The 22,697-nt window shown below is 40.5% G+C and carries 20 protein-coding genes; 16 read left to right on the top strand and 4 right to left on the bottom strand.

Annotation, left to right across the window (positions count from 1 at the left end; all coding sequences use genetic code 11):
• Positions 1-61: 61 nt before the first annotated feature.
• The 3 genes from ACTWPM_RS07315 to ACTWPM_RS07325 all read left to right on the top strand — a co-directional run bounded on the left by ACTWPM_RS07315 (position 62) and on the right by ACTWPM_RS07325 (position 3,793).
• The gene (locus ACTWPM_RS07315; RefSeq protein WP_443132410.1) at positions 62-1,612 is read left to right on the top strand and encodes a polyamine aminopropyltransferase; all 1,551 of its coding nucleotides are present in this window, start codon (positions 62-64) and stop codon (positions 1,610-1,612) included.
• Between the two features lie 32 nt (positions 1,613-1,644).
• Positions 1,645-2,325, top strand: coding sequence for a metal-dependent hydrolase (locus ACTWPM_RS07320; RefSeq protein ID WP_014644008.1), 681 nt, complete (start codon positions 1,645-1,647; stop codon positions 2,323-2,325).
• 154 nt (positions 2,326-2,479) lie between these two features.
• Positions 2,480-3,793, top strand: a complete 1,314-nt coding sequence (locus ACTWPM_RS07325; protein WP_443132411.1) for a DRTGG domain-containing protein — start codon at positions 2,480-2,482, stop codon at positions 3,791-3,793.
• A 37-nt stretch (positions 3,794-3,830) separates the two neighbouring features.
• Here ACTWPM_RS07325 and ACTWPM_RS07330 read toward each other — a convergent pair whose 3' ends face one another.
• Positions 3,831-4,133, bottom strand: a complete 303-nt coding sequence (locus tag ACTWPM_RS07330; RefSeq protein WP_443132412.1) for a YtpI family protein — start codon at positions 4,131-4,133, stop codon at positions 3,831-3,833.
• Positions 4,134-4,259: 126 nt separating this feature from the next.
• Between ACTWPM_RS07330 and ACTWPM_RS07335 the strand changes: the two genes are divergently transcribed.
• Positions 4,260-5,207: a DHH family phosphoesterase gene (locus tag ACTWPM_RS07335; RefSeq protein ID WP_443132413.1), complete on the top strand. Its 948-nt coding sequence runs from the start codon at positions 4,260-4,262 to the stop codon at positions 5,205-5,207.
• Between the two features lie 23 nt (positions 5,208-5,230).
• Here the strand turns inward: ACTWPM_RS07335 and ytrI are convergent, their stop codons facing one another.
• Positions 5,231-5,728: a sporulation membrane protein YtrI gene (ytrI, locus tag ACTWPM_RS07340; RefSeq protein WP_443132414.1), complete on the bottom strand. Its 498-nt coding sequence runs from the start codon at positions 5,726-5,728 to the stop codon at positions 5,231-5,233.
• The gene (locus tag ACTWPM_RS07345; RefSeq protein WP_014644003.1) at positions 5,728-6,060 is read right to left on the bottom strand and encodes a YtrH family sporulation protein; all 333 of its coding nucleotides are present in this window, start codon (positions 6,058-6,060) and stop codon (positions 5,728-5,730) included. Before ACTWPM_RS07345 ends, ytrI begins: the two co-directional genes overlap by 1 nt.
• Positions 6,061-6,183: 123 nt before the next feature.
• On the opposite strand from ACTWPM_RS07345, the gene dnaE reads away from it, so the two are divergent.
• The 8 genes from dnaE to ACTWPM_RS07385 all read left to right on the top strand — a co-directional run bounded on the left by dnaE (position 6,184) and on the right by ACTWPM_RS07385 (position 17,177).
• Positions 6,184-9,546: a DNA polymerase III subunit alpha gene (gene dnaE, locus ACTWPM_RS07350; protein WP_443132415.1), complete on the top strand. Its 3,363-nt coding sequence runs from the start codon at positions 6,184-6,186 to the stop codon at positions 9,544-9,546.
• Between the two features lie 122 nt (positions 9,547-9,668).
• Positions 9,669-10,907, top strand: a complete 1,239-nt coding sequence (locus ACTWPM_RS07355; protein WP_443132416.1) for an NAD(P)-dependent malic enzyme — start codon at positions 9,669-9,671, stop codon at positions 10,905-10,907.
• An 83-nt stretch (positions 10,908-10,990) separates the two neighbouring features.
• Positions 10,991-11,587, top strand: coding sequence for a FadR/GntR family transcriptional regulator (locus tag ACTWPM_RS07360; RefSeq protein ID WP_443132417.1), 597 nt, complete (start codon positions 10,991-10,993; stop codon positions 11,585-11,587).
• 101 nt (positions 11,588-11,688) lie between these two features.
• Positions 11,689-12,549, top strand: a complete 861-nt coding sequence (accD, locus tag ACTWPM_RS07365) for an acetyl-CoA carboxylase, carboxyltransferase subunit beta (protein WP_443132418.1) — start codon at positions 11,689-11,691, stop codon at positions 12,547-12,549.
• Positions 12,546-13,508: an acetyl-CoA carboxylase carboxyl transferase subunit alpha gene (gene accA / locus ACTWPM_RS07370; RefSeq protein WP_443132419.1), complete on the top strand. Its 963-nt coding sequence runs from the start codon at positions 12,546-12,548 to the stop codon at positions 13,506-13,508. Before accD ends, accA begins: the two co-directional genes overlap by 4 nt.
• 230 nt (positions 13,509-13,738) lie before the next feature.
• Positions 13,739-14,698 carry a 6-phosphofructokinase gene (gene pfkA, locus ACTWPM_RS07375; RefSeq protein WP_443132420.1) on the top strand — a complete coding sequence of 320 codons (960 nt, stop codon included), beginning with the start codon at positions 13,739-13,741 and terminating at the stop codon, positions 14,696-14,698.
• 31 nt (positions 14,699-14,729) lie between these two features.
• Positions 14,730-16,493: a pyruvate kinase gene (gene pyk / locus ACTWPM_RS07380; RefSeq protein WP_443132421.1), complete on the top strand. Its 1,764-nt coding sequence runs from the start codon at positions 14,730-14,732 to the stop codon at positions 16,491-16,493.
• A gap of 291 nt (positions 16,494-16,784) precedes the next feature.
• On the top strand, positions 16,785-17,177 hold the full coding sequence (locus tag ACTWPM_RS07385; protein WP_443132422.1) for an FxsA family protein: 393 nt from the start codon (positions 16,785-16,787) through the stop codon (positions 17,175-17,177).
• Positions 17,178-17,211: 34 nt separating this feature from the next.
• Here ACTWPM_RS07385 and ytvI read toward each other — a convergent pair whose 3' ends face one another.
• Positions 17,212-18,321, bottom strand: coding sequence for a sporulation integral membrane protein YtvI (gene ytvI, locus ACTWPM_RS07390; RefSeq protein ID WP_443132423.1), 1,110 nt, complete (start codon positions 18,319-18,321; stop codon positions 17,212-17,214).
• A gap of 251 nt (positions 18,322-18,572) precedes the next feature.
• Here ytvI and citZ point away from each other — a divergent pair, with 251 nt between their 5' ends.
• The 4 genes from citZ to ACTWPM_RS07410 all read left to right on the top strand — a co-directional run bounded on the left by citZ (position 18,573) and on the right by ACTWPM_RS07410 (position 22,594).
• On the top strand, positions 18,573-19,688 hold the full coding sequence (citZ, locus tag ACTWPM_RS07395; protein ID WP_443132424.1) for a citrate synthase: 1,116 nt from the start codon (positions 18,573-18,575) through the stop codon (positions 19,686-19,688).
• 113 nt (positions 19,689-19,801) lie between these two features.
• Complete coding sequence (gene icd, locus ACTWPM_RS07400) at positions 19,802-21,076, top strand: NADP-dependent isocitrate dehydrogenase (protein ID WP_443132425.1); 1,275 nt, start codon at positions 19,802-19,804, stop codon at positions 21,074-21,076.
• A 26-nt stretch (positions 21,077-21,102) separates the two neighbouring features.
• Entirely contained in the window at positions 21,103-22,041 is a 939-nt protein-coding gene (mdh, locus tag ACTWPM_RS07405; protein ID WP_443132426.1) for a malate dehydrogenase, read from the top strand.
• Positions 22,042-22,117: 76 nt separating this feature from the next.
• Positions 22,118-22,594: a MaoC family dehydratase gene (locus ACTWPM_RS07410; protein WP_443132427.1), complete on the top strand. Its 477-nt coding sequence runs from the start codon at positions 22,118-22,120 to the stop codon at positions 22,592-22,594.
• Positions 22,595-22,697 lie beyond the last annotated feature (103 nt).

Consider the following 22,697-nt stretch of genomic DNA (forward strand, 5'->3'; position numbering starts at 1 on the left):
AGCATAGTGGCTTTTTTGAGGAATAAGAGCAGAATCCGAAATACGGGTTGGAGTGAAAAATTTGGAAGTAAACGGGAAGAGAAAAAGTCATCTAATTTATTGGGCTTCGGGCATCGTTTCTATTTGTGGAATTATATTTGAAGTTCTGTTCGGGGCGCTTGGTTCATACATCCTTGGGGATGGTGTGAAACAGTACACACTGACCATCAGTTTGTTTCTGACAGGGATGGGAGTGGGCGCAAGTATCAGCGAACGGGTTATGAAAAATTTAATTATCACATTTATATGGATTGAATTTATGGTTGCGCTTATAGGCGGTTTTTCCAGCTTTACCATGTTTGGAATGACTGCATTCGCTCCTTCTGGAACTGATGCGCTGTTTTTATATCTAATAACTTTTACCATCGGTGGTTTGACTGGTCTTGAACTGCCAATATTAATTCGAAAAGCTAATGAAATTGGAGTAGAGCTGAATCGAAGTACCGCAAGAGTATTGTTTTCTGATTATGCAGGAGGGCTTATAGGAGGTTTATTATTTGCTTTCTATTTAAGGCCTCAAATGGGTATGGTTAAAAGCGCCTTTTTCGTAGCGTGTATCAATTTATCAGTAGCGTTATTAGTACTGTATTTATTTCGATCTGAAATTAAGCATCTGGTTCTTCATACAAGTGCTGCTGCTTTTATAGCAATTCTTTTGATTGGTGGTTTATTTTTTGGAGAAGAATTAGCGTTTTCCTTCGAGCAGAAGCTTTACAAGGATCCAATTATTCATATGGAAGAGAGCGCTTATCAAAAAATAGTCGTAACAAAAGAGCAGGGAGATACCCGGTTATTTTTAAATGGGTCTCTGCAATTTAGTTCAACAGATGAATATCGTTACCACGAAACGCTCATCCACCCCGCTGTTGCTAGGGCGGAATCTAAGGAAAATGTACTTGTTCTTGGGGGAGGAGACGGCATTGCCGTAAAGGAATTATTAAAGTATGAGAAAATCAAAAATATTACAGTAGTGGATTTAGACCCTGCCGTAACAACCCTGGCGCAGAATAACTATCATTTATTACAGTTAAATCAAGGATCTCTATCCGATGATCGTGTTCAGGTTCGAAATGAGGATGCCTTCGAATTTTTAGAAGAGTCTGATGAGTGGTATGACATTATTATATCTGATCTGCCAGACCCTAATAATGAAAGTCTGAATAAGCTTTACACTAGAGAATTTTACTCTTTGCTGCGGAATCATCTGGAGCCGGGAGGAGCGGCTATGATTCAGGCCACCAGTCCTGTTTTTGCTACCAGTGTATATTGGACAATAAGTGAAACAATCGAATCGACGGGGTTACATACGGCAAATTTTCATGTGGATATTCCGAGTTTCGGGAACTGGGGGTTTGTTATGGCTAGTAGGGAACCTGTGAATGTTGAAGATATTTCTATCCAGGCAGAAACGGAATTTCTAACAGATGAAGTATTAAAGTCAATGACAGTGTTTGGGAAAGATGAAGACCGGGAAATCGTAAACCGTAAAGGGGAAATTGTTCCCTTAAAGCCAAATACATTAATAGATCCTCATTTGATCCAAAAGTATGAAAGTGCCTGGCAAAGTTATTAAATGAGGAAAAATGATGATTAAGGAGTGGTAAAGTGAAAGTATCTTATCATGGACATTCTGTAGTAAAGGTAGAAGCGAATGGCAAAACGATTTTAATTGATCCGTTTATTTCTGAAAATGGAAATACTGATCTTAACGCTGATGAAGTGAACCCAGATGTCATTTTACTCACACATGGTCACAATGATCATGTAGGAGACACCTTTGAGATTGCAAAACGCAATAATTGCCAAATTGTTGCTCCGTTTGAGCTGGCCACTTATCTTGGAAACAAAGAGTTAAACGCACACCCAATGTATATAGGGGGAGGTCATGAATTTGACTTCGGCCATGTGAAATTCACACAGGCATTTCATGGTTCATCCTATACAGAAGAAGATGGAACAATTGTTTATACAGGAATGCCAACAGGCATCCTCTTGACGATTGAAGGAAAAACTATTTTCCATGCAGGCGACACAGGGCTGTTCTCTGATATGAAAATGATAGGGGAACGTAATAACATTGACCTCGCTTTCCTTCCAATTGGTGATAATTTTACTATGGGTCCTGAAGATGCCCTGACTGCCGCCGAATGGCTGCAGGCTAAACAGGTTGTTCCTATTCACTACAACACTTTTGAATTGATTAACCAGGACGGGAAAGGTTTCGCTGAGCAAGTGAAGCCTGGCAAAGGAATGGCCCTTGAACCTGGAGACACTTTAGACCTTTAATATCAGCTAACAAGAGCCCTCCGTCGAACTAGACGGAGGGTTTTTTTAATGAAAATATCTCGTATTCCAACAGAAATTGCGAAGTAACTGTATCACTTGTATAATAACAATAATAAGGTTATTAATTAGTACAGTTAGAAAGAATGGTGGGCGTATGGCTACAAAACATGAACAGATTCTCGAATACATTGAATCATTAGAGGTAGGAAGCAAAATTTCCGTTCGTCGTATCGCAAAAGCCCTGAATGTTAGTGAGGGAACAGCTTACCGTGCGATTAAAGAGGCTGAAAACCAAAATTTAGTCAGCACTATGGAGCGAGTTGGGACCATCAGGATTGAAAAGAAAAAGAAGGAGGATATTGAACGCCTGACTTTCGCGGAGATCCTGAATATTGTAGACGGTCAGGTGCTTGGTGGAAGAGAAGGATTATATAAGACGTTAAGTAAATTCGTTATCGGAGCAATGAAACTCGATGCCATGATGCGTTATACGGAAGCTGGTTCCCTGCTGATTGTTGGTAATAGAACCAATGCCCATGAATTAGCGATTAAAGAAGGAGCAGCTGTGCTCATAACTGGTGGTTTTGATACAACCGACCAAGTGAAGCAATTAGCAGATAAGAAAGAACTTCCAGTTATTTCAACCAGTTATGACACCTTTACAGTGGCTACCATGATTAATCGTGCAATTTATGATCAATTAATTAAAAAAGAAATCGTATTAATTGATGACATTTATACATCTTATCAGGAAACTAAGTTTTTAATGGTAGATGATCAAGTGGAAAAGTGGCATGAATTTAATGATGAAACAAAGCACAGCCGTTACCCAGTGGTAGATAAACATAATCGAGTGGTAGGGATTGTAACGTCTAAAGACGTTATAGGAAAAGAAAGCTCCATGAGAATTGATAAAGTCATGACTCGGAATCCAATGACTGTCCATGTGAGAACCTCATTAGCGAATGCTGCTCATGTGATGGTTTGGGAAGGTATTGAATTAATGCCGGTTGTTGACCCTTCTCATAAATTGCAGGGAATTATATCTCGCCAGGATGTCCTGAAAGCTCTGCAGCAGATTCAGAGACAGCCTCAAGTTGGTGAGACTATTGACGATTTAGCCACAAATCAACTAGAAATCGTAAAAAATGAAGAGGGTGAGCATGTTCTCAAAACGACAGTCACTCCACAAATGACAAATCAGTTAGGAACCATGTCGTACGGGGTATTTATTTCTTTAATCACTGAATCCTCAAGCAGGCTCTTAAGAAAATATAAAAAAGGAGACCTCGTCGTAGAAAACATTTCGGTTTATTTTATCAAGCCTGTTCAAATTGAAAGTGAAATTATTATAGCCCCTCACATCCTGGAAGTAGGACGTAAATTCGCTAAAGTAGACATAGAAGTGCACCATGAAGGATCTATTGTAGGGAAGGCCTTATTGATGGCTCAGCTGATTGATCGTTAAATAAAAAAGTCGCTGCAGATAAGCAGCGACTTTTGATTTAAGCTTGAGTACTGGCCTGGTGTTTTTGAAATTCATTACGATAATGCTTTGTGGCCTTCCATCCTTCTTTAGTTTGGAAAAGTCCAAGGGCAAGAAATAGAATACCAATGAATAAAGAAAGTCTTGTCTCATAGAACATATATTGATTGATTCCAAAAAAGAAGATGAAGCTTCCTAAAAACATTTTTGACTTACTATTCAAATAGTCCTGGGTTAAAGGATCTTTGGTCCTCACGATCATAACTTTGTAATAAATATAAAGAACCAACGATACTAAAATTAGAACAGGAAATATAATCACAATGAATCGACTCCTGAAGTTATATTTTTTCTCTCTTATTGTAGCTTGTTTTCATTAAAATGGCTACCTGTCAAAAGAAATATATGGTTTAATTATAAAAGGTTAATTATAGAAAGGGTTTTGTTAATGAGTATGAAGGCTATTGCGGAAGCGATTAAAAAGTATTCAACCATTATTATCCATCGGCACGTCCGTCCTGATCCGGATGCTTACGGCTCCCAGGCAGGACTCGCGGAGATAATTAAGGCGAGTTTTCCTAATAAGCATGTCTTTATTACAGGGGAAGAAGAGCCTTCCTTACAGTTCTTAACGCGTATGGACTCCGTACCTGATGAAGCTTACAAAGGTGCACTCGTAATTGTTTGCGACACCGCCAATCAGGCTAGGATAGATGATCAAAGATATAAAGATGGTGACCTCTTGATTAAGATTGACCACCATCCAGAAGTGGATCAGTATGGAGATATCCAGTGGGTCGACACTTCTTCGAGTTCCACCTGTGAAATGATCTATCATTTCTTTACCCAGTGGAGCGGGGAATTATTTACTTTAAACGAAAAAGCTGCTCGCTTAATTTACGGAGGGATTGTCGGCGATACCGGGCGATTCTTATTTCCTAGTACTACGCACAGAACCCTAACGTATGCTGCAGAGTTAGTTAATTATGAGTTTGACCGTCCAGACCTATATAATCAGTTGTATAAAACTCCTGTTCAAGTCGCTAAGCTTAAAGGATACGTACTGCAGAACTTCACGGTAAATAAGGCAGGCTCCTCTACGGTTGCTTTACCAAAGAAAGTATTAAAAGATTTTGGGGTGACAGCCTCAGAAACCAGTATGTTGGTGGGACTTTTAGGCGATATTGAGGGTGTTCTTGCCTGGGCGTTCTTTGTGGAGGAAGACAATATTATCAGAGTTAGACTTCGTTCAAAAGGACCGGTTATTAATGGAATAGCAGCGAACCATGACGGAGGCGGACATCCTATGGCTGCCGGAGCTTCAGCTTCCTCGTGGGAAGAAACCGAAGAGATTGCCAGAGAGCTTGAAGAGGTTTGTAGGAAATATAAAAACTAGCGGGTTGTTTCCTGCTAGTTTTTTTAACGTACAAGTTTAATTTCCAGATGAATTTTTATGACCTGCGAGGCGATTAGCTTTGCCACTTTTAGTTCATAAGTGAAATCGTCGACTACATAATTTTTATTTTCTATCGTTGAAATCATTAGATCGATTTGATCAGCCACTACCGTTAAGTCTTTTCCAGGAATTGAGGTAAGCTGTTCCTTTACGAGTGTGGTCAATTGATGCTGAGTGAGAAGGTCTACCTCTAATTTTTTGGCATTTGTATAAGAAACGGAAATGTCCACTACAGTAAGTGGTTGGCTTTCTGTTTCTTCTTTTTGATTATTAAGCATTCCTTCGTATTTAGCTTCCATTTCGCTTAATTTTGAATTCAGTTCGATATGCTCCTCTGTGTATTTCTCTTGCAGTTGTCCATAAATAAACAGAAAAAACAAGTATCCAATAACCGCACCAAATACCATACCTGCAAAAAAACGTCTCCACTCTTTTTTCCTATATAGAGGGGGGATATGCATCAGGTCACTTCCTCTCCAAGCAGCCACTCAAATAATAATAGTGCTGCTTTGACACCTCCCATAGCTGCTACAATGATCATTACTTGTTTAAATAAATCAAAAGTAGACCCATCAAAAATCCCTTTTTCGAAGTTGCTTATCGCATCAAACGTACCACCAATAGCCGCAACAATGGCCCAGATTCTAAGCCCTTTTGCAATACGGAACATGGCAGTTAAAGGAGCTTCCCCTGTTACATAGCTTCCGATACTTCCGATAATCGTGCCTCCTACAATAACCCCAAATGCGATAAAGAAACATTGAGTCATGGATATGATTAAGCGGTCGTCCATCTTGTCCCTCTTTTCGCCAGCTTGTTTTTGAGTTGTTATTATGAAAATATGGTGTGTACACAGGAAATATGCAGGAGGCTTTCAAGTCGCATCTCATCCCGCTATAATTGAGAAGGAAAGAAGGTGAAGACGGTGGCTTTTACTCACTTAAATGTTCAAAGTGGATATAGTCTAATGAAGAGTACTGTGAAAATAGATTCATTGGCAGAGAGAGCATCCGAGCTGGAATTTGATGCTCTGGCCCTCACAGATGAAGAGATCATGAGTGGAAGTGTGGCTTTTTATCAAGCTTGTCAAAAGCGAGGTATTAAGCCGCTTATAGGCATGAAGACCAGCCTGTTTGCAGATGAAGGATATTTTCCTGTTCTTTTATTAGCTAAAAACTATCGTGGTTATCAGAACTTAATGAGATTGAGTTCTTACATACAGACTCGAAAAGAATCTTTTCCTTTATCCTCTATGAAATCACATAGAGAGGGGCTGATTGCAGTGATTATGACCTCTTCCTCACCTTGGGCTGACCTTCTTTTCAGACGGGAGTTCAGCGAACTTGATAATGGACTGGACAACTGGAGATCCATCTTTTCACCTGGTGACCTGTATCTAAGTATTCAGGACCGTGACCTGCATTCCGAAGGGCAACTGCACCAACCATTGAAAGAATGGGCAGAAGCTAAGAGGATATCCGTCGTTGCTACAGGAGAAGTTAATTATCTGCACCGGGAAGATGCTGCAGCTTATCAAGCGCTTCAGGCTATAGAGGAAGGGAAACAAATCTCTTCAGAAGCAGAAGAGCGAATACAGCATAAATATTTAAAATCTAGTGAAGAAATGGAGAATTTCTTTAAAGACTGGTGGCCTGAGGTAATCGAACAGACTAGAAAGATCACTGAGAAATGTGATCTTCAATTATCGCTGGATCAACAGTTAATACCTTCCTATCCAGTGCCTGAAGGTAAAAGCGCGGATGACTATTTAATAGAACTGTGTCAAAATGCCTTGGATGAGAAGTACCAACAGAGAAGACTAGAAGCCGAGGAACGATTGAATCATGAATTAAATGTCATCACTTCGATGGATTTTAGCGATTATTTTTTAATTGTTTGGGACTTTATTACTTATGCGCGTCGTCAGGGAATTCATGCAGGACCTGGACGAGGATCAGCGGCAGGCTCTATCGTCGCTTATCTACTGAACATTACTCAAATTGATCCACTGGAGTATAATCTGTTATTTGAAAGGTTCTTGAACCCTGAACGGATTTCTATGCCGGACATAGATATTGACTTTCCGGATCACAGAAGAGATGAAGTGATAGAGTACGTAAACCGGAAGTATGGAGAGAAACATGTAGCGCAAATCTGTACGTTTGGTACGTTTGCGGCAAGGAGTGTTCTAAGAGAGCTATTTAAAGTGATGGCAATAGATGAAAGTGATGCAGCTTATATATTAAAGCATATACCGAAGGGGACGAATGATGGGCTTGTTCAAATTGTGCAAAGTTCGGAAACTTTAAAAGAATATATAAGAAATTCTTCTCAGTTAAAAAAATTATTTCACATAGCCGCCAAACTGGAAGGACTTCCTCGTCATGTTTCTACACATGCAGCAGGAGTGGTCATTAGTCAGAAACCTTTAGTGAATTATACAGCTCTTATGAATGGTCAGAGTGAAGTCTATCTTACACAAATGGCTATGGGAGATTTGGAGAAGATAGGGTTATTAAAAATTGACTTCCTTGGGCTTAGGAACCTCACATTCTTAGAAAAATTGGAAAGTAAAATAAAAAAGTATGAAAATCAAGACTTTTCTCTTTCTCAGATTCCGTTAACGGATCCGTTAACTTTTTCCCTATTGAAAGAAGGAAGAACGAACGGAGTTTTTCAACTAGAATCTCAAGGGATGAAAAGTGTTTTGCGGAGGCTGAAGCCTTCTCACTTTGAGGATGTTGTAGCTGTTAATGCTCTCTATCGACCAGGCCCTATGGATTATATACCGGTTTATATCAATCGTAAGCATCAAAAAGAAGAAATTCATTATACCCATCCGGATTTAAAACCGATTTTAGCTTCTACTTTTGGGGTATTGGTTTATCAAGAACAAATCATGCAAGTAGCACAAAAGGTTGCCGGCTACAGTCTGGGTCAGGCGGATTTATTAAGAAGGGCGGTAAGTAAGAAACAATCGCAGGTGCTTCACCAGCAAAAAAAGGAATTTATAGCAGGCGCCTTGGAGAATGGGTATGAGGAGACGGTAGCTTATGAACTTTTCGACTGGATCGTCAAGTTTTCTAATTATGGATTTAATCGAAGCCACGCCGTCGCGTACAGCTTCATCTCCTATCATCTGGCTTACCTTAAGGCCCATTACCCGTCTTACTTCATGGCAGAATTAATTAATGCAAATAGCGGGGATCGTGAGAAGCTGGCTGCTTATATCCGTGAAGCACGTGAGCTTAAGGTTTCCGTGTTGTCTCCATCCATTAATAAAAGCTACATGTCCACCCAGAGCGAAGGCAGAGGAATACGTATTGGTTTTACGGCCATAAAAGGGGTGGGATATCAGGCGGCCCAGGCTATTCTTGAAGAAAGAAAAAATGGGGCTTATAAACATTTGAATGACTTTTGCTTAAGAGTGGTTTCCAGTTCAGTGAGCCGATCTGTTATTGAATCACTCATTATTGCGGGTTCATTTGATGAGTTTAATACAAATCGCGCCAGTCTGCTCGCAAGTATTGATCAGGCGCTTGAACAAGGCGAGCTTTTTAAGGAGTTTCAGGATCAGCCAGGTATGTTCGGTGAAGATCTAAACATGAAGGCCCCAGTGAGTGTAGACCCGTTTCCGATATTAAAGAAATTAGCTATGGAAAAAGAGGTGCTAGGAACGTATCTATCCGAGCATCCGTTGGAATACCAGAGAAAATCCCTTCGTAAAAAAGGAGTGCTATCTTTACGGCAATCCTTGTTAATTAACAAATCAAGAAAAATCGTAACGGCCGCCGTAGTAGAAACCATAAAGGAAATTAGGACGAAGCGGGGGGATCCGATGGCTTTTATGACAATTAGTGATGAAACAGCTGAGATGGAAACAGTGCTTTTTCCAGATGTATACAGGGGTGCAAAAAACTGGCTGGCTGAGCAAATGCTGGTTGTAGTTACGGGGAAAGTAGAAGAAAGAAATGAGCGTAAGCAGCTCCTGATTTCTGAGATTTCCAACTTTGATATAGACATCCTTCCCTCTGAAACAGCTGATCGTTTATTTATTAAATTGGATAAATCCCAGGAATACCAGGCATTGGAGCACTTAAGAGAAGCTGCAAAGTATTTCCCGGGTAATACCCCTGTTCTGCTTTTCCGAACTGAAGCCCGGAAAACTTATCAGCTGGATGAAGGTTATTCCTTAAATCCTTCTAGAGAATGTCTTCAAATGTTGGAGAGATATTTTGGTTCCTCATCAGTAGCATTGCGTCGCAACAAGTCAGGATAATGTCTAAGTCCATGCTTTTGTATTTCCTTTACACTAGCAAGTCATCTGTTATAATTAAGAAGTTAATGGTGGTCTGACCACCTGGATCGGTTTATACTAATTGGTTAAAGGAGCGTGTAGTCGTGTCGAATTTGCGAGATGAAGCACTGCATATACATCGTGTCAATAAAGGAAAACTGGAAACTCATTCTAAGGTCCCTGTAAGGAATGCCAAGGATTTAAGTCTGGCTTATTCGCCAGGTGTTGCTGAACCTTGTAAGGAAATTTATGATCATCAGGAAACCGTCTATGACTACACAATGAAAGGGAATATGGTCGCTGTTGTGAGTGATGGCTCTGCTGTACTTGGTCTGGGTAATATTGGACCGGAGGCTGCACTCCCTGTAATGGAAGGCAAGGCAGCTTTATTTAAAAGTTTTGCAGGGGTGGATGCTTTTCCAATTTGTTTAAATACAAGAGATGTCGACCAAATTGTTCAAACGGTTAAACTTATGGAGCCAACGTTCGGAGGCGTGAATCTGGAAGATATCGCCGCTCCAAACTGTTTTATTATAGAAGATCGACTCAAGAAGGAAACAAACATCCCAATTTTTCACGATGACCAGCACGGCACAGCCATCGTAACAGTTGCTGGATTAATGAATGCTTTAAAAGTAACAGGAAAATCATTTTCTGATATTAAAGTAGTGGCGAATGGAGCCGGGGCAGCAGGAATTGCTATTATTAAGCTTCTTTACCATTTCGGTGTACGCGACATTATCATGTGCGATTCAAAAGGCGCGATCTTTGAGGGGCGCGATTATGGCATGAATGATGTTAAAGATGAAATAGCTAAGATCACAAATAAAGATCGGTTAGAAGGAAAGCTTTCTGAAGTTATGGAAGGCGCAGACGTCTTTATTGGTGTTTCAGTAGGCGGGCTGTTATCTAAAGAAATGGTTTCTCGTATGAATGACGATTCGATTATTTTCGCAATGGCTAATCCAGAACCTGAAATTATGCCTGAGGATGCAAAAGAAGCAGGAGCACGTGTGGTTGGGACAGGTCGTTCAGATTTTCCTAATCAGGTAAATAACGTGTTGGCATTCCCGGGTATATTCCGTGGCGCTCTGGATGTACGTGCTACTAGAATAAATGAAAAAATGAAAATAGCTGCGGCTGAGGCAATTGCTTCCCTTGTAAGCGATGAAGAATTAAACGCAGACTACGTGATACCTGCTCCTTTTGATACTCGAGTAGCCCCTGCGGTAGCGGCAAGTGTGGCTAAAGCTGCTATGGAATCCGGTGTTGCCAGACATCATGTCGACCCTGAAGAAGTTGCAGAAAAAACTAGACAAATGACTTTAATTGAAGAAGAGTAATACAATAAGAGAAAGGCTTCCGCTTTTCTCTTATTACATAAGCTTAAATTGCTCTTCCACAGAAAAAGGGGTGTACAAGTTTCGTGACCCGATCGCAACAAGGGAAAGTTTATGAAGGTGTTCTGTACCAATTAAAGTCCTATATCGATGAAAACCAATTGACACCGGGAGATAAGCTGCCTTCAGAGCGCGAGTTAAGTGAACAGCTGAATGTAGGCAGATCTTCTATTAGAGAAGCGTTCCGCGCTTTAGAACTGCTTGGCTTAATAGAAACTAAGCGAGGCGAGGGTACTTATATACGAGCTTATCGTCCCTATTATATGGTTGAATTATTATCGAGTTTCCTTTTAAATGAATCAAGGACAAGGGAAGAACTGCAGACTGCTAAGCAGATGCTGGAGAAGGAAGCCTTATTTATTCTTGCTGGCAATGCCACTGAAGAGCAGAGGTTTAAATTGGAACAAATAATAATGGAAGAAAACGGAAAAGAAAGATATCATTCTTTTTTTAAATTCCTATTTGAACTTTGTGACCGCCCGCTGCTATTATCAATGTGGCAATTTATATCCGGATTCGCGCATGCTGTGGAGGAAATACAATATGAAGCAGTCTGGTATGAACAAGTGATTGAGATTATAATAGATGGAAATAAAAAAGATATACTAATGCTTTATCCTTAGATATGGTTTGTCGAAATGATTCGACAAAATAAGGGTGATTATAGCAGTGCTTTTTTGTATATTAGATAGAAAGGAAGCTTTGTCCCAAAGGAGGAATCACCTTGCTAAGAGATTTTTTCAGCAAGAAAAAACGCTATGCATCCATCCCACGACAAGAAGCGAAAAAGGATGTACCTGAAGGTCTTATGCAAAAGTGTCCAAATTGCCAAAAGATCTTTTATAGAAAAGAATTAAATCGAAACATGAATGTTTGTCCTCATTGCGATCATCATCACCGTTTAGATGCTTATGAAAGACTGGAGCATATCTTTGATGAGGACACCTTTGAAGAATGGGACAAGCATATGATTTCAAGTAATCCGTTGGGCTTTCCCGATTATGATGAAAAGCTTGAAAAAGATCGCTTGAAATCAGACTTAAATGAAGCCGTGGTTACTGGCCGGGCTCAGCTGAATGGCTTAGATACAGCTGTTGCCGTTATGGATGCCCGTTTCCGTATGGGGAGTATGGGGTCTGTAGTTGGCGAGAAAATTGCGAACGCCATTGAGAAAGCAAGAAAAGAGAAAATTCCATTCATTATTTTTACTGCTTCTGGCGGTGCAAGAATGCAGGAGGGTGTCCTGAGCTTAATGCAGATGGGTAAAACCTCGGTAGCTCTGCAGCGGCTGCACGCAGAAGGTGGATTGTTTATATCGGTAATGACCCATCCGACAACAGGAGGGGTTTCAGCAAGCTTTGCTTCCCTGGGAGATTATAATTTCGCTGAACCTGGAGCATTAATAGGTTTTGCCGGTAGAAGAATTATTGAACAGACCATTCGTGAGAAATTACCGGACGATTTTCAGACCGCTGAATTTTTGCTGGAACATGGACAGCTGGACCGAGTCCTGCATCGGCATGAATTGAAAAAAACACTTGGAATGGTCTTAGAAATTCACCATCCAGGAGGTGAAAAAACATGAAGCATATACTCGAGTTTGAAAAACCTGTGATTGAACTGCGCGAAAAAATTGCAGAACTCAGACGCATGACTGAAAACAGCGAAATGGATCTAAGTGAAGAAATTTTAACCTTAGAGAAGCGGTTGGAAAAGCTGGAAGTCGATGTTTATGATCGTATGCAGCCTTGGGATCGGGTTCAAATGGCAAGGCACCCTGAACGTCCGACAACTCTCGATTATATTGATCATATATTCTCCGATTTTCTGGAGCTTCACGGAGACCGCTTATATGGTGATGACGCCGCTCTCGTAGCGGGGATTGCTAAATTTCATGGATCTCCCGTTACCGTTATTGGACACCAGCGCGGAAAAGATACAAAAGAGAATATAAGAAGGAACTTTGGCATGCCTCATCCGGAAGGCTACCGAAAAGCTCTTCGCCTAATGAAGCAAGCAGATAAATTTAAACGTCCAATTATTACTTTCATTGATACGAAGGGAGCTTATCCTGGTAAGGCAGCAGAAGAGCGTGGGCAAAGCGAGGCTATCGCCCGTAACCTTATGGAAATGGCTGGTTTTAACGTTCCCATCATATGTATTGTGATTGGTGAAGGAGGAAGCGGTGGAGCACTTGGTTTAGGAATAGGGGATCGGATATATATGCTTGAAAATTCGACTTACTCTGTTATTTCTCCTGAAGGTGCTTCGTCGATACTTTGGAAAGACGCAGGTCTGGCACAGCAGGCTGCTGAATCTATGAAGATTACTTCCTATGATTTAAAAGAATTAAACGTAATTGATGAAGTTATTCCTGAAGTCAGAGGGGGAGCTCATCGGGATGTAGAGTATCAAGCAAAAGAGATTGAAAAAGTAATTAAATCGTCATTAGAAGAGCTCTTATCCTTGGAAAACAGCCAATTATTAGAAGAACGCTTTAATAAATATAAAAGTATTGGCGATTATGCGTTACTTGATTTATAATGAACACGGAATAAATGAATAGTAGTAATATCAAGAAGTCGCACAACAAGTGCGACTTTTCCCATCTTAGGAGGATGGTAACGCTATCAACCCAAACTTTTAATACTTGGCCCACTTATTTTTTACATTTTAAATATTTGTACAAACTAGATATATGAAAGGGTGCAGAAGGTTTTAAAAGTTCCATGATTGGGCACAAACCAACTAGTAAATAATTTGAGGTGATTCTAATGAAAAAAATTGGTGTACTTACAAGTGGCGGCGACGCTCCAGGTATGAATGCTGCTATTCGTGCCGTTGTGCGTAAAGCAATCTACCACAACGTTGAAGTCTACGGAATTAAATATGGCTACCAGGGTTTAATCGAGGGCAGTATTGATAAAATGGAACTAGGTTCCGTAGGAGATATTATCCAGCGTGGAGGTACTAAGCTTTATTCAGCCCGCTGTGAAGAGTTTAAGACCGAAGAAGGACAGCTTAAGGGTATTGAACAGATGAAGAAGCACGGGATTGAAGGTCTGATCGCAATTGGCGGTGACGGTACCTTTATGGGTGCCAAGAAATTAACTGAAAAAGGTTACCCTTGTATTGGAGTGCCGGGAACAATAGATAATGATATTCCAGGCACCGATTTTACAATTGGTTTTGATACAGCTTTGAATACGATTATCGATGCGATTGATAAGATTCGTGATACGGCTACTTCTCATGAGCGCACTTATGTCATTGAAGTTATGGGTCGTAATGCAGGAGACTTGGCTTTATGGGCTGGACTGGCCGATGGAGCGGAGAGTGTATTAATACCAGAATTTGAAGATGAATTCACCGATGTTGTCGACCGCTTAAAACGAGGTCATGAGCGTGGAAAGCGACACAGCATCATTATCGTTGCAGAAGGGGTCGGCAGTGGCGTTGATTTTGGACGTAAGATTAAAGAAGCCACAGATCTAGAGACACGAGTGACGGTTTTAGGGCATACCCAAAGAGGCGGCTCTCCATCAGCGTCAGACCGTGTTCTTGCCAGTCGTCTAGGGGCTCATTCTGTAGACCTTCTATTGAATGGAAAAGCCGGACGTATGGTTGGTATACAACAAAACAAATTAGTCGATCATGATATAGTAGAAATCCTCAACACGAAACATCAAGTGGATCTAGACATGTATCGTCTTTCTAAAGAATTATCTATATAATATAAATCAGGTATCAGAGGAGGAAACAAGTATGTTTAGAAAAACAAAAATCGTTAGTACGATTGGTCCAGCTTCCGAAACAGTTGAAAAACTAAGTCAACTGATTGAAGCAGGAATGAATGTCGCTCGATTGAATTTCTCTCATGGAGATTTCGAAGAACATGGAGCTCGCATTAAGAACATTCGTGAGGCGTCCGCCTCAACAGGTAAAACTGTAGCTATATTGTTAGACACGAAAGGTCCTGAAATACGAACGGGTACGCTTAAAGAAGAAGAGGTTTACCTTGAAAAAGGATCTACGGTTTACGTATCTATGGAGGATATCCAAGGAGATGCCGAGCGCATTTCAGTAACGTACCCTGGATTGATTAATGATGTCCATCCAGGTTCTAAAATCTTGTTGGATGATGGTTTGGTAGAGTTACTTGTTGAAGAAATTCACAAAGATAATAACGAAATTAAAACTACTGTGTTAAACAATGGTCCTTTGAAAAACAAAAAAGGCGTGAACGTTCCTAATGTAAGTGTAAACTTACCTGGGATTACAGAAAAAGATGCGAAGGATATTGAGTTTGGAATCGAGCAAGGCGTGGACTTTATAGCTGCTTCTTTCGTACGTCGTGCTTCAGACGTTCTTGAAATCAAAGAACTGTTGGAAAAACATGACGCGCTGGATATACAAATTATTCCTAAAATTGAAAACCAGGAAGGCGTTGATAATATTGACGAAATCCTGGAAGTAAGTGACGGACTAATGGTAGCACGTGGAGATTTAGGTGTTGAGATTCCAGCGGAAGATGTCCCTCTTGTCCAAAAGAAACTGATCCACAAATGCAATAAAGCTGGAAAACCAGTTATTACAGCTACTCAAATGCTTGACTCTATGCAGAGAAACCCTCGTCCAACCCGGGCAGAGGCATCAGACGTTGCGAATGCTATCTTTGATGGAACAGACGCAATTATGCTCTCTGGAGAAACGGCCGCAGGGGATTACCCAGTAGAATCTGTGCAAACCATGCACAATATTGCCAGCAAAACTGAGACAGGCTTAAATTATAAAGCGATTCTTGATGAGCGTTCTAGGCATAGTGATATGACGATCACGGATGCAATTAGTCAATCTGTGACTCACACGGCTATAAATCTAGATGTAAATGCTGTAGTGACTCCAACGGAAAGTGGTCATACGGCACGGATGATTTCAAAATATCGTCCAAGAGCACCAATCGTAGCCATCACTTCAAGCGAAGCTGTTAATCGTAAGCTTTCTCTCGTATGGGGAGTTTATGCTGTGATGGGGCCACGTGCTCATTCCACAGATGATATGCTGGATGTAGCAGTTGAACGCAGCTTAGCATCTGGGGTTGCTACCCGTGGGGATCGTGTGATTATCACTGGCGGAGTACCAGTAGGTGAAAGTGGCACAACAAACCTTATGAAAGTGCATGTTATAGGAGATGTACTTGTAAAAGGCCAAGGCGTTGGTCAAAAGAGCGCTTATGGAAGAGCTATTGTGACCAAGGATTCTAAAGAAGCGATTGATCGTGTAGTGGATGGAGATATTCTTGTTACTCATGGTACAGACCGTGACATGATGCCTGCCATAGAAAAAGCAGCAGGTTTGGTTACAGTAGAAGGCGGATTAACATCTCATGCTGCAGTAGTAGGTTTAAGCCTGGGTATCCCGGTTATTGTAGGTGTGAAAGATGCTCTGAACTTAATTTCCGACGGAAATGATATAACCATTGACAGTTCGCGCGGAGATATCTATGAAGGGCATGCAAGTGTCCTGTAAATATTAGAGAAAGGGAGGTTAAACACTTCCCTTTCTTTTTATTTATGGCAGTGTATAACGTTGATGGTTTTCAGAGGGGGAAATACCTATAGAAATGTATAGCGTAAGAACCAGATTCGAAATATTAAATGATATTTTATGGGAATGTTAATTCTTTAACCTGATTCCACTGTTTAAAAGCAGGGACATAAATATAAAAAACGGAGAGAAAAATCACTCTTGTGTACTTAGCTTTAAAAGTACTAGAACTCCAAGTATAATAAAAGAAAAGAGTTGGAAAGGGACGATAATATGTTTCGCTGGTTATTACTATTTATTCTGATTGTCCCGGCACTGGAGATCGGTTTACTCATATGGGCTGGAAATTGGATTGGACCCTGGTGGGTTATATTATTGATTATTCTTACAGGAGTTATCGGAGCATGGCTTGCGAAGCAGCAAGGCTTAGAAACGATTAGAAACTTCCAAGATTCTATGTCAAGCGGTCGAATGCCTCAGGACACTCTGTTGGATGGTGCGTGTATATTAGTAGGAGGCGCAGTATTGCTGACTCCTGGATTTATCACCGATACCATAGGGTTTTTACTATTAATTCCACCGACAAGGGCACCCATCAAACGTTTTATAAAGAAGATAATTACAAAAATGATGGACAAAGGTACCGTCACTATTTATAGAAGATAATAATAATCCCCCATTTTCAATAAAAATGGGGGATTTATTTTCCTTTAATAAAATACCAGATGTAGGTGAAAATTCCTGTAGTATGAAGAACTTTAATAAGCACCATAACAAGAGGACTGAGTATCATTCCATACACACCGGAAATTTGAAAACCAAGGAACATGCCGGCTAATAGTAAAATAGGCGGTACGCCAAAGTGATTGGCAAGAATCTTTGGCTCCAGCGATTGCCGAACGATTAGGACAACCATATATATGATCGAAAGACCAATAGTCATTTGAAATTTTCCTGTGATAAATTGATAAAAAATCCATGGAATGAAAATACTTCCAGTACCAATGTAGGGAATGATATCTACTACAGAAGCAGCCATGGTAATAGTAAATGCATTTGGTACTTGAAGAATAAATAGGCCGGTTGCAATGATAACGGTAGATATCCCGACAAGGATAAATTGAGCTCTAATTATTCCTTTTATGGTAGAACTAAATTCAGCTGGAAAGCTCCTAGTTTTTTCAAGATACTGTGCGGGTATAGTACGATGAAGGCAATTAATAATTAATTCCCAATCCTTACATATAAAAAATATGGCCAGCATTAAAATTAAAATAGTGGTGATAGAGGAGGGCAGGCTGGTCAATCCACGAATTAAACTTTGAAATATTGTTTCTAAAATATCAACGCCTAGAGAGGCTGCCTTTACTTTTATTATCTCTATATAGTCAAAAATAGAGCGTTGCTGTTCAGGAGATAACTTAAGAATCACTTGTTCAATTTTATAAAGGATAGGGGTGAGCCAAATGGTAAACTGGTCAATGGAATGGTTCACAAGGTGATTAAAGTTTACAGGTGCCGCTATCGCCAGACGCTGGATACCCTTAATTAGTTCAGCGATGACTAGTGTAAGTAGAGAAGCAGTAAGAAGTGTGAGTAAGAGTAATAGCGAGAGTACAGCCAGGGTTCTGGGGAAATGTAATCTATTCTCTAAAAGTTTAATAAATGGTTGAAGAGCTCCCGCAATTATAAGGGCAATTAGAAAGGGATATAAATATGTCCAAGCTGCAATAAAGATAACAACACTGCACAGAATAAGAGTAAACACAAATAGAAAACGGAAAAACTGGTGAATAACGGGGTTGTCCATGTGAACCTCACTTTCTAGTGAATTTATTTACACTGGAGGTCAGCTTTTTTTGAATAAATGATTAAATAAAAGGGAATATCCTATGGAATTCGATAAATTCCCTTAAATTAAACGGTTTCAATTCACATTCAACTCAGAATACTTTATAATTGTCTGTGGGGTTCATTTCCTAATTATTTCATATAGGTGCATTAAGCGTTTTCTTGCCGCTTGGGCCGAAAACATCGGAAATTTTCAAAAGGAGAGATTGTATGTCATCAACCAAAGGTCTTGAAGGAATTACAGCAACAGAATCATCGATCAGTTCAATTATTGACGATAAATTAACCTACGTGGGTTACGATATCGATGATCTAGCAAATAACTCAAGCTTTGAAGAAGTAATTTATCTTCTTTGGAATCAAAAGCTTCCCAGCAAAGATGAACTGAATCAATTTAAATCTGATTTAATCTCAAATATGGATATTCCTCGGGAAGTAGTAGAGCATCTCAAATCTTATGATCTATCTACTGTACATCCAATGGCAGCTTTACGTACAGCTGTTTCCATGCTGGGCATTCATGATCCAGAGTCAGATGTAATGGAAGAGCAAGCAAATAAAGACAAAGCTCTTCGAATTCAAGCAAAAATGCCTACAGTTGTTACGGCCTTTGCTCGCATCCGTAATGGAGAGGAGCCAGTATCTCCTAAAAAAGAATTAAGCTTTGCAGCTAACTTTTTGTACATGCTGAACGGTAAAGATCCTGAAAATATTGAAGTCGAGGCATTTAACAAAGCACTAGTATTACACGCAGACCATGAGTTAAACGCTTCAACGTTTACTGCGCGCGTTTGTGTGGCAACACTATCCGACATTTATTCAGGCGTAACAGCAGCAATCGGTGCATTAAAAGGACCTCTTCATGGTGGAGCCAATGAGCGTGTTATGAAAATGCTTACGGAAATTGGCAGCGTTGAAAATGCGATTCCTGCTATAGAGAAGAAGCTTGAAAACAAAGAAAAAATCATGGGGATGGGCCACAGGGTTTATAAATCCGGCGATCCTCGCGCGAAGCACTTAAAAGAAATGTCTCGTGAACTGACCAAGTTGACAGGTCATTCTAAATACTACGAGATGTCTATCAAAATTGAAGATTACATTAAAGAAAATAAAGGACTTCCAGCAAATGTGGATTTCTATTCTGCATCGGTTTATCATAGCCTTGGAATTGATCACGACATTTTCACACCGATATTTGCGGTTAGCCGTGTTTCCGGTTGGTTAGCTCACATTCTTGAACAGTATTCGGATAATCGTCTGATCCGTCCTCGTGCAGAATATGTAGGACCTAAGGGCCAGACTTACACACCAATTGACGAACGTTAAGAGAGGGGCTGTCGAGCTTCCTCTTCTCTTTGCTTTAGCTTCTATATAATTTAACGTATGATAGAAGAGGATGTTACATCCCATTTTATGAAATAAATTTAGGAGGGTATATTTTGACACAATCAGAGAAAATCACAGTAGAACAAAACGGAGAATTGAACGTACCTAATCGTCCAATCATCCCTTACATTGAAGGTGACGGTATTGGACCGGATATTTGGGCGGCTGCCAGTCGTGTAATCGAAGCTGCAGTAGATAAAGCCTACAATGGAGAAAAATCTATTGAGTGGAAAGAAGTATATGCTGGTCAGAAATCTTATGATAAAAGCGGAGAATGGCTTCCTGATGCTACACTGGACACCATCCGTGATTACAAAATTGCGATTAAGGGACCTCTTACGACTCCAATCGGCGGCGGAATCCGTTCACTTAACGTAGCGCTTCGTCAAGAGCTTGATTTATTTACCTGCCTGCGTCCGGTACGTTATGTAGAAGGTGTACCATCCCCTGTTAAACGTCCAGAAGACACAGACATGGTAATCTTCCGCGAAAACACAGAAGACATTTATGCAGGAATCGAATGGCAAAAAGGCACACCTGAAGTTAAAAAAGTTATAGACTTTCTTCAGAATGAAATGGGTGTACATAATATCCGTTTCCCTGAAACTTCAGGAATTGGGATCAAGCCGGTTTCTGAAGAGGGTACGAAGCGTCTGGTTCGTGCATCTATTGATTATGCTTTGAATGAAGGCCGTAAAAACGTAACGTTGGTTCACAAAGGTAACATTATGAAGTACACAGAAGGTTCTTTTAAAGCATGGGGTTATGAAGTAGCGGAAGAAGAATACGGAGACAAAGTCTTCACATGGCTGGAATATGACCGAATCGTTGAGAAAGAAGGAAAAGAAGCGGCTAACAAAGCGCAGGATGCAGCAGAAGCAGAAGGTAAAATCATTGTGAAAGATGCTATCGCTGATATCTTCCTCCAACAGATTCTTACTCGTCCAAAAGAGTTTGATGTAGTTGCTACTATGAACCTTAATGGGGATTATGTTTCAGATGCGCTTGCAGCTCAGGTTGGCGGAATTGGAATTGCGCCTGGTGCAAACATTAATTTTGAAACAGGCCATGCTATATTTGAAGCTACACATGGTACAGCACCAAAGTATGCAGGTATGGATAAGGTGAACCCTTCCTCTGTAATTCTCTCTGGTGTACTTATGCTTGAGCATCTTGGATGGAGAGAAGCAGCAGAATTGATTTCTAAATCCATGGATAAAACCATCGGAAGCAAAGTGGTAACTTATGACTTTGCACGAATGATGGAAGGTGCCAAAGAAGTGAAGTGCTCTCAGTTCGGTGATGAACTAATTAAAAATATGGACTAATGGTTAATTAAAAGGAGCTGGGTAATATGGCTATTCGCAGAAATAAAATATCCGTGATCGGTGCCGGCTTTACGGGTGCTACTACGGCACTTATGGCAGCCCAGAAAGAATTGGGTGATGTTGTACTGGTCGATGTCCCTGATATGGAAGATCCCACCAAAGGAAAAGCTTTAGATATGTTAGAAGCGAGTCCAGTACAAGGGTTTGATGCCAAAGTAAATGGAACTTCTAATTATGAAGATACTAAAGGCTCTGATCTGGTGATTATTACAGCGGGGATTGCTCGTAAGCCTGGTATGAGCCGCGATGATCTTGTTGCGACAAACTCAAAGATCATGAAGAGCGTAACAAAAGAGATCGTGAAGAACTCTCCGGATTGCTACATCATTGTACTGACTAATCCAGTTGATGCTATGACGTACTCTGTATTCCAGGAAGCAGGGCTTCCTAAGAACCGCGTTATTGGCCAATCTGGTGTATTGGATACTTCACGCTTCCGCACCTTTGTAGCGGAGGAACTGAATGTTTCCATAAAAGATGTCACTGGTTTTGTCTTAGGCGGGCATGGAGATGACATGGTCCCATTGACTCGTTATTCTTTTGCAGGCGGCATACCGCTTGAAAAGCTAATCCCTAAAGAACGTCTTGATGCGATTGTGGAACGTACAAGAAAGGGAGGCGGAGAAATCGTAGGGCTGCTTGGTAACGGCAGCGCTTACTACGCACCTGCTGCTTCACTTGTACAAATGGCCGAGGCTATTTTAAAAGACCAGCGCCGCATATTGCCAGCTATTGCATATCTGGAAGGTGAATATGGATACGATGGCATTTATCTTGGAGTTCCTACCATCCTTGGTGGAAATGGAATTGAAGAAGTTATTGAGCTTGAATTAACAGAAGATGAAAAACAGCAGCTCGATCAATCAGCAGACTCTGTTAAAAATGTATTAAATGTATTAAAATAGGATTGTAAAGGATTCGGGGTTATCCTCGAATCCTTTTTTACACAACAACAGAAAACGCTTTCAAAGAGGTGGTTTAATGTTAAGTAAAAAGCGAAAATTAGGAAAGAAAATGAACGACTTACAGGTAGGAGATACCTTTACGACTTCTGCAACAGTAGAAGACCGTGATCTGCTCATGTATTTAGGGCTTACAGATGATTCAAACCCTCTCTATATTCAGCACGATTATGCTTCGCAAACTCCATTTAAACGTCCGGTTGTACCTACTGTTATGCTGTTTGGAATGGTTTCTTCCATAATATCCATGCACCTTCCTGGGCCGGGCAGTCATATTGTTTCTCAGGAAATCTCATATCCGAAACCTGTATACCACTACGCGGAAGTACGCTTTAGAGCTGAAATTACAGTGGTGAATAAGGATGATCATCTTGTCACGATTCACGTCACTGGCTATGATGAAGAGGGGGATGAGGTAGTCAGAGGCACGTTAGGCGTAAAGCCGCCATACGAACCCAATTCAATGAATGCTCACTCTCTTGAAAACTTTTACTAAAATATCCAAAAAGAAAGAGGTCTCCCTAAGAGATCTCTTTTTCTTTTTTTTGGAAACTTAAGAAAAGGATTTCTACGTCGATAGTTAGTATAGATAAGTACTT

The sequence above is a fragment of the Halobacillus sp. K22 genome, assembly GCF_052246795.1.
Taxonomy (GTDB): Bacteria; Bacillota; Bacilli; order Bacillales; family Halobacillaceae; genus Halobacillus.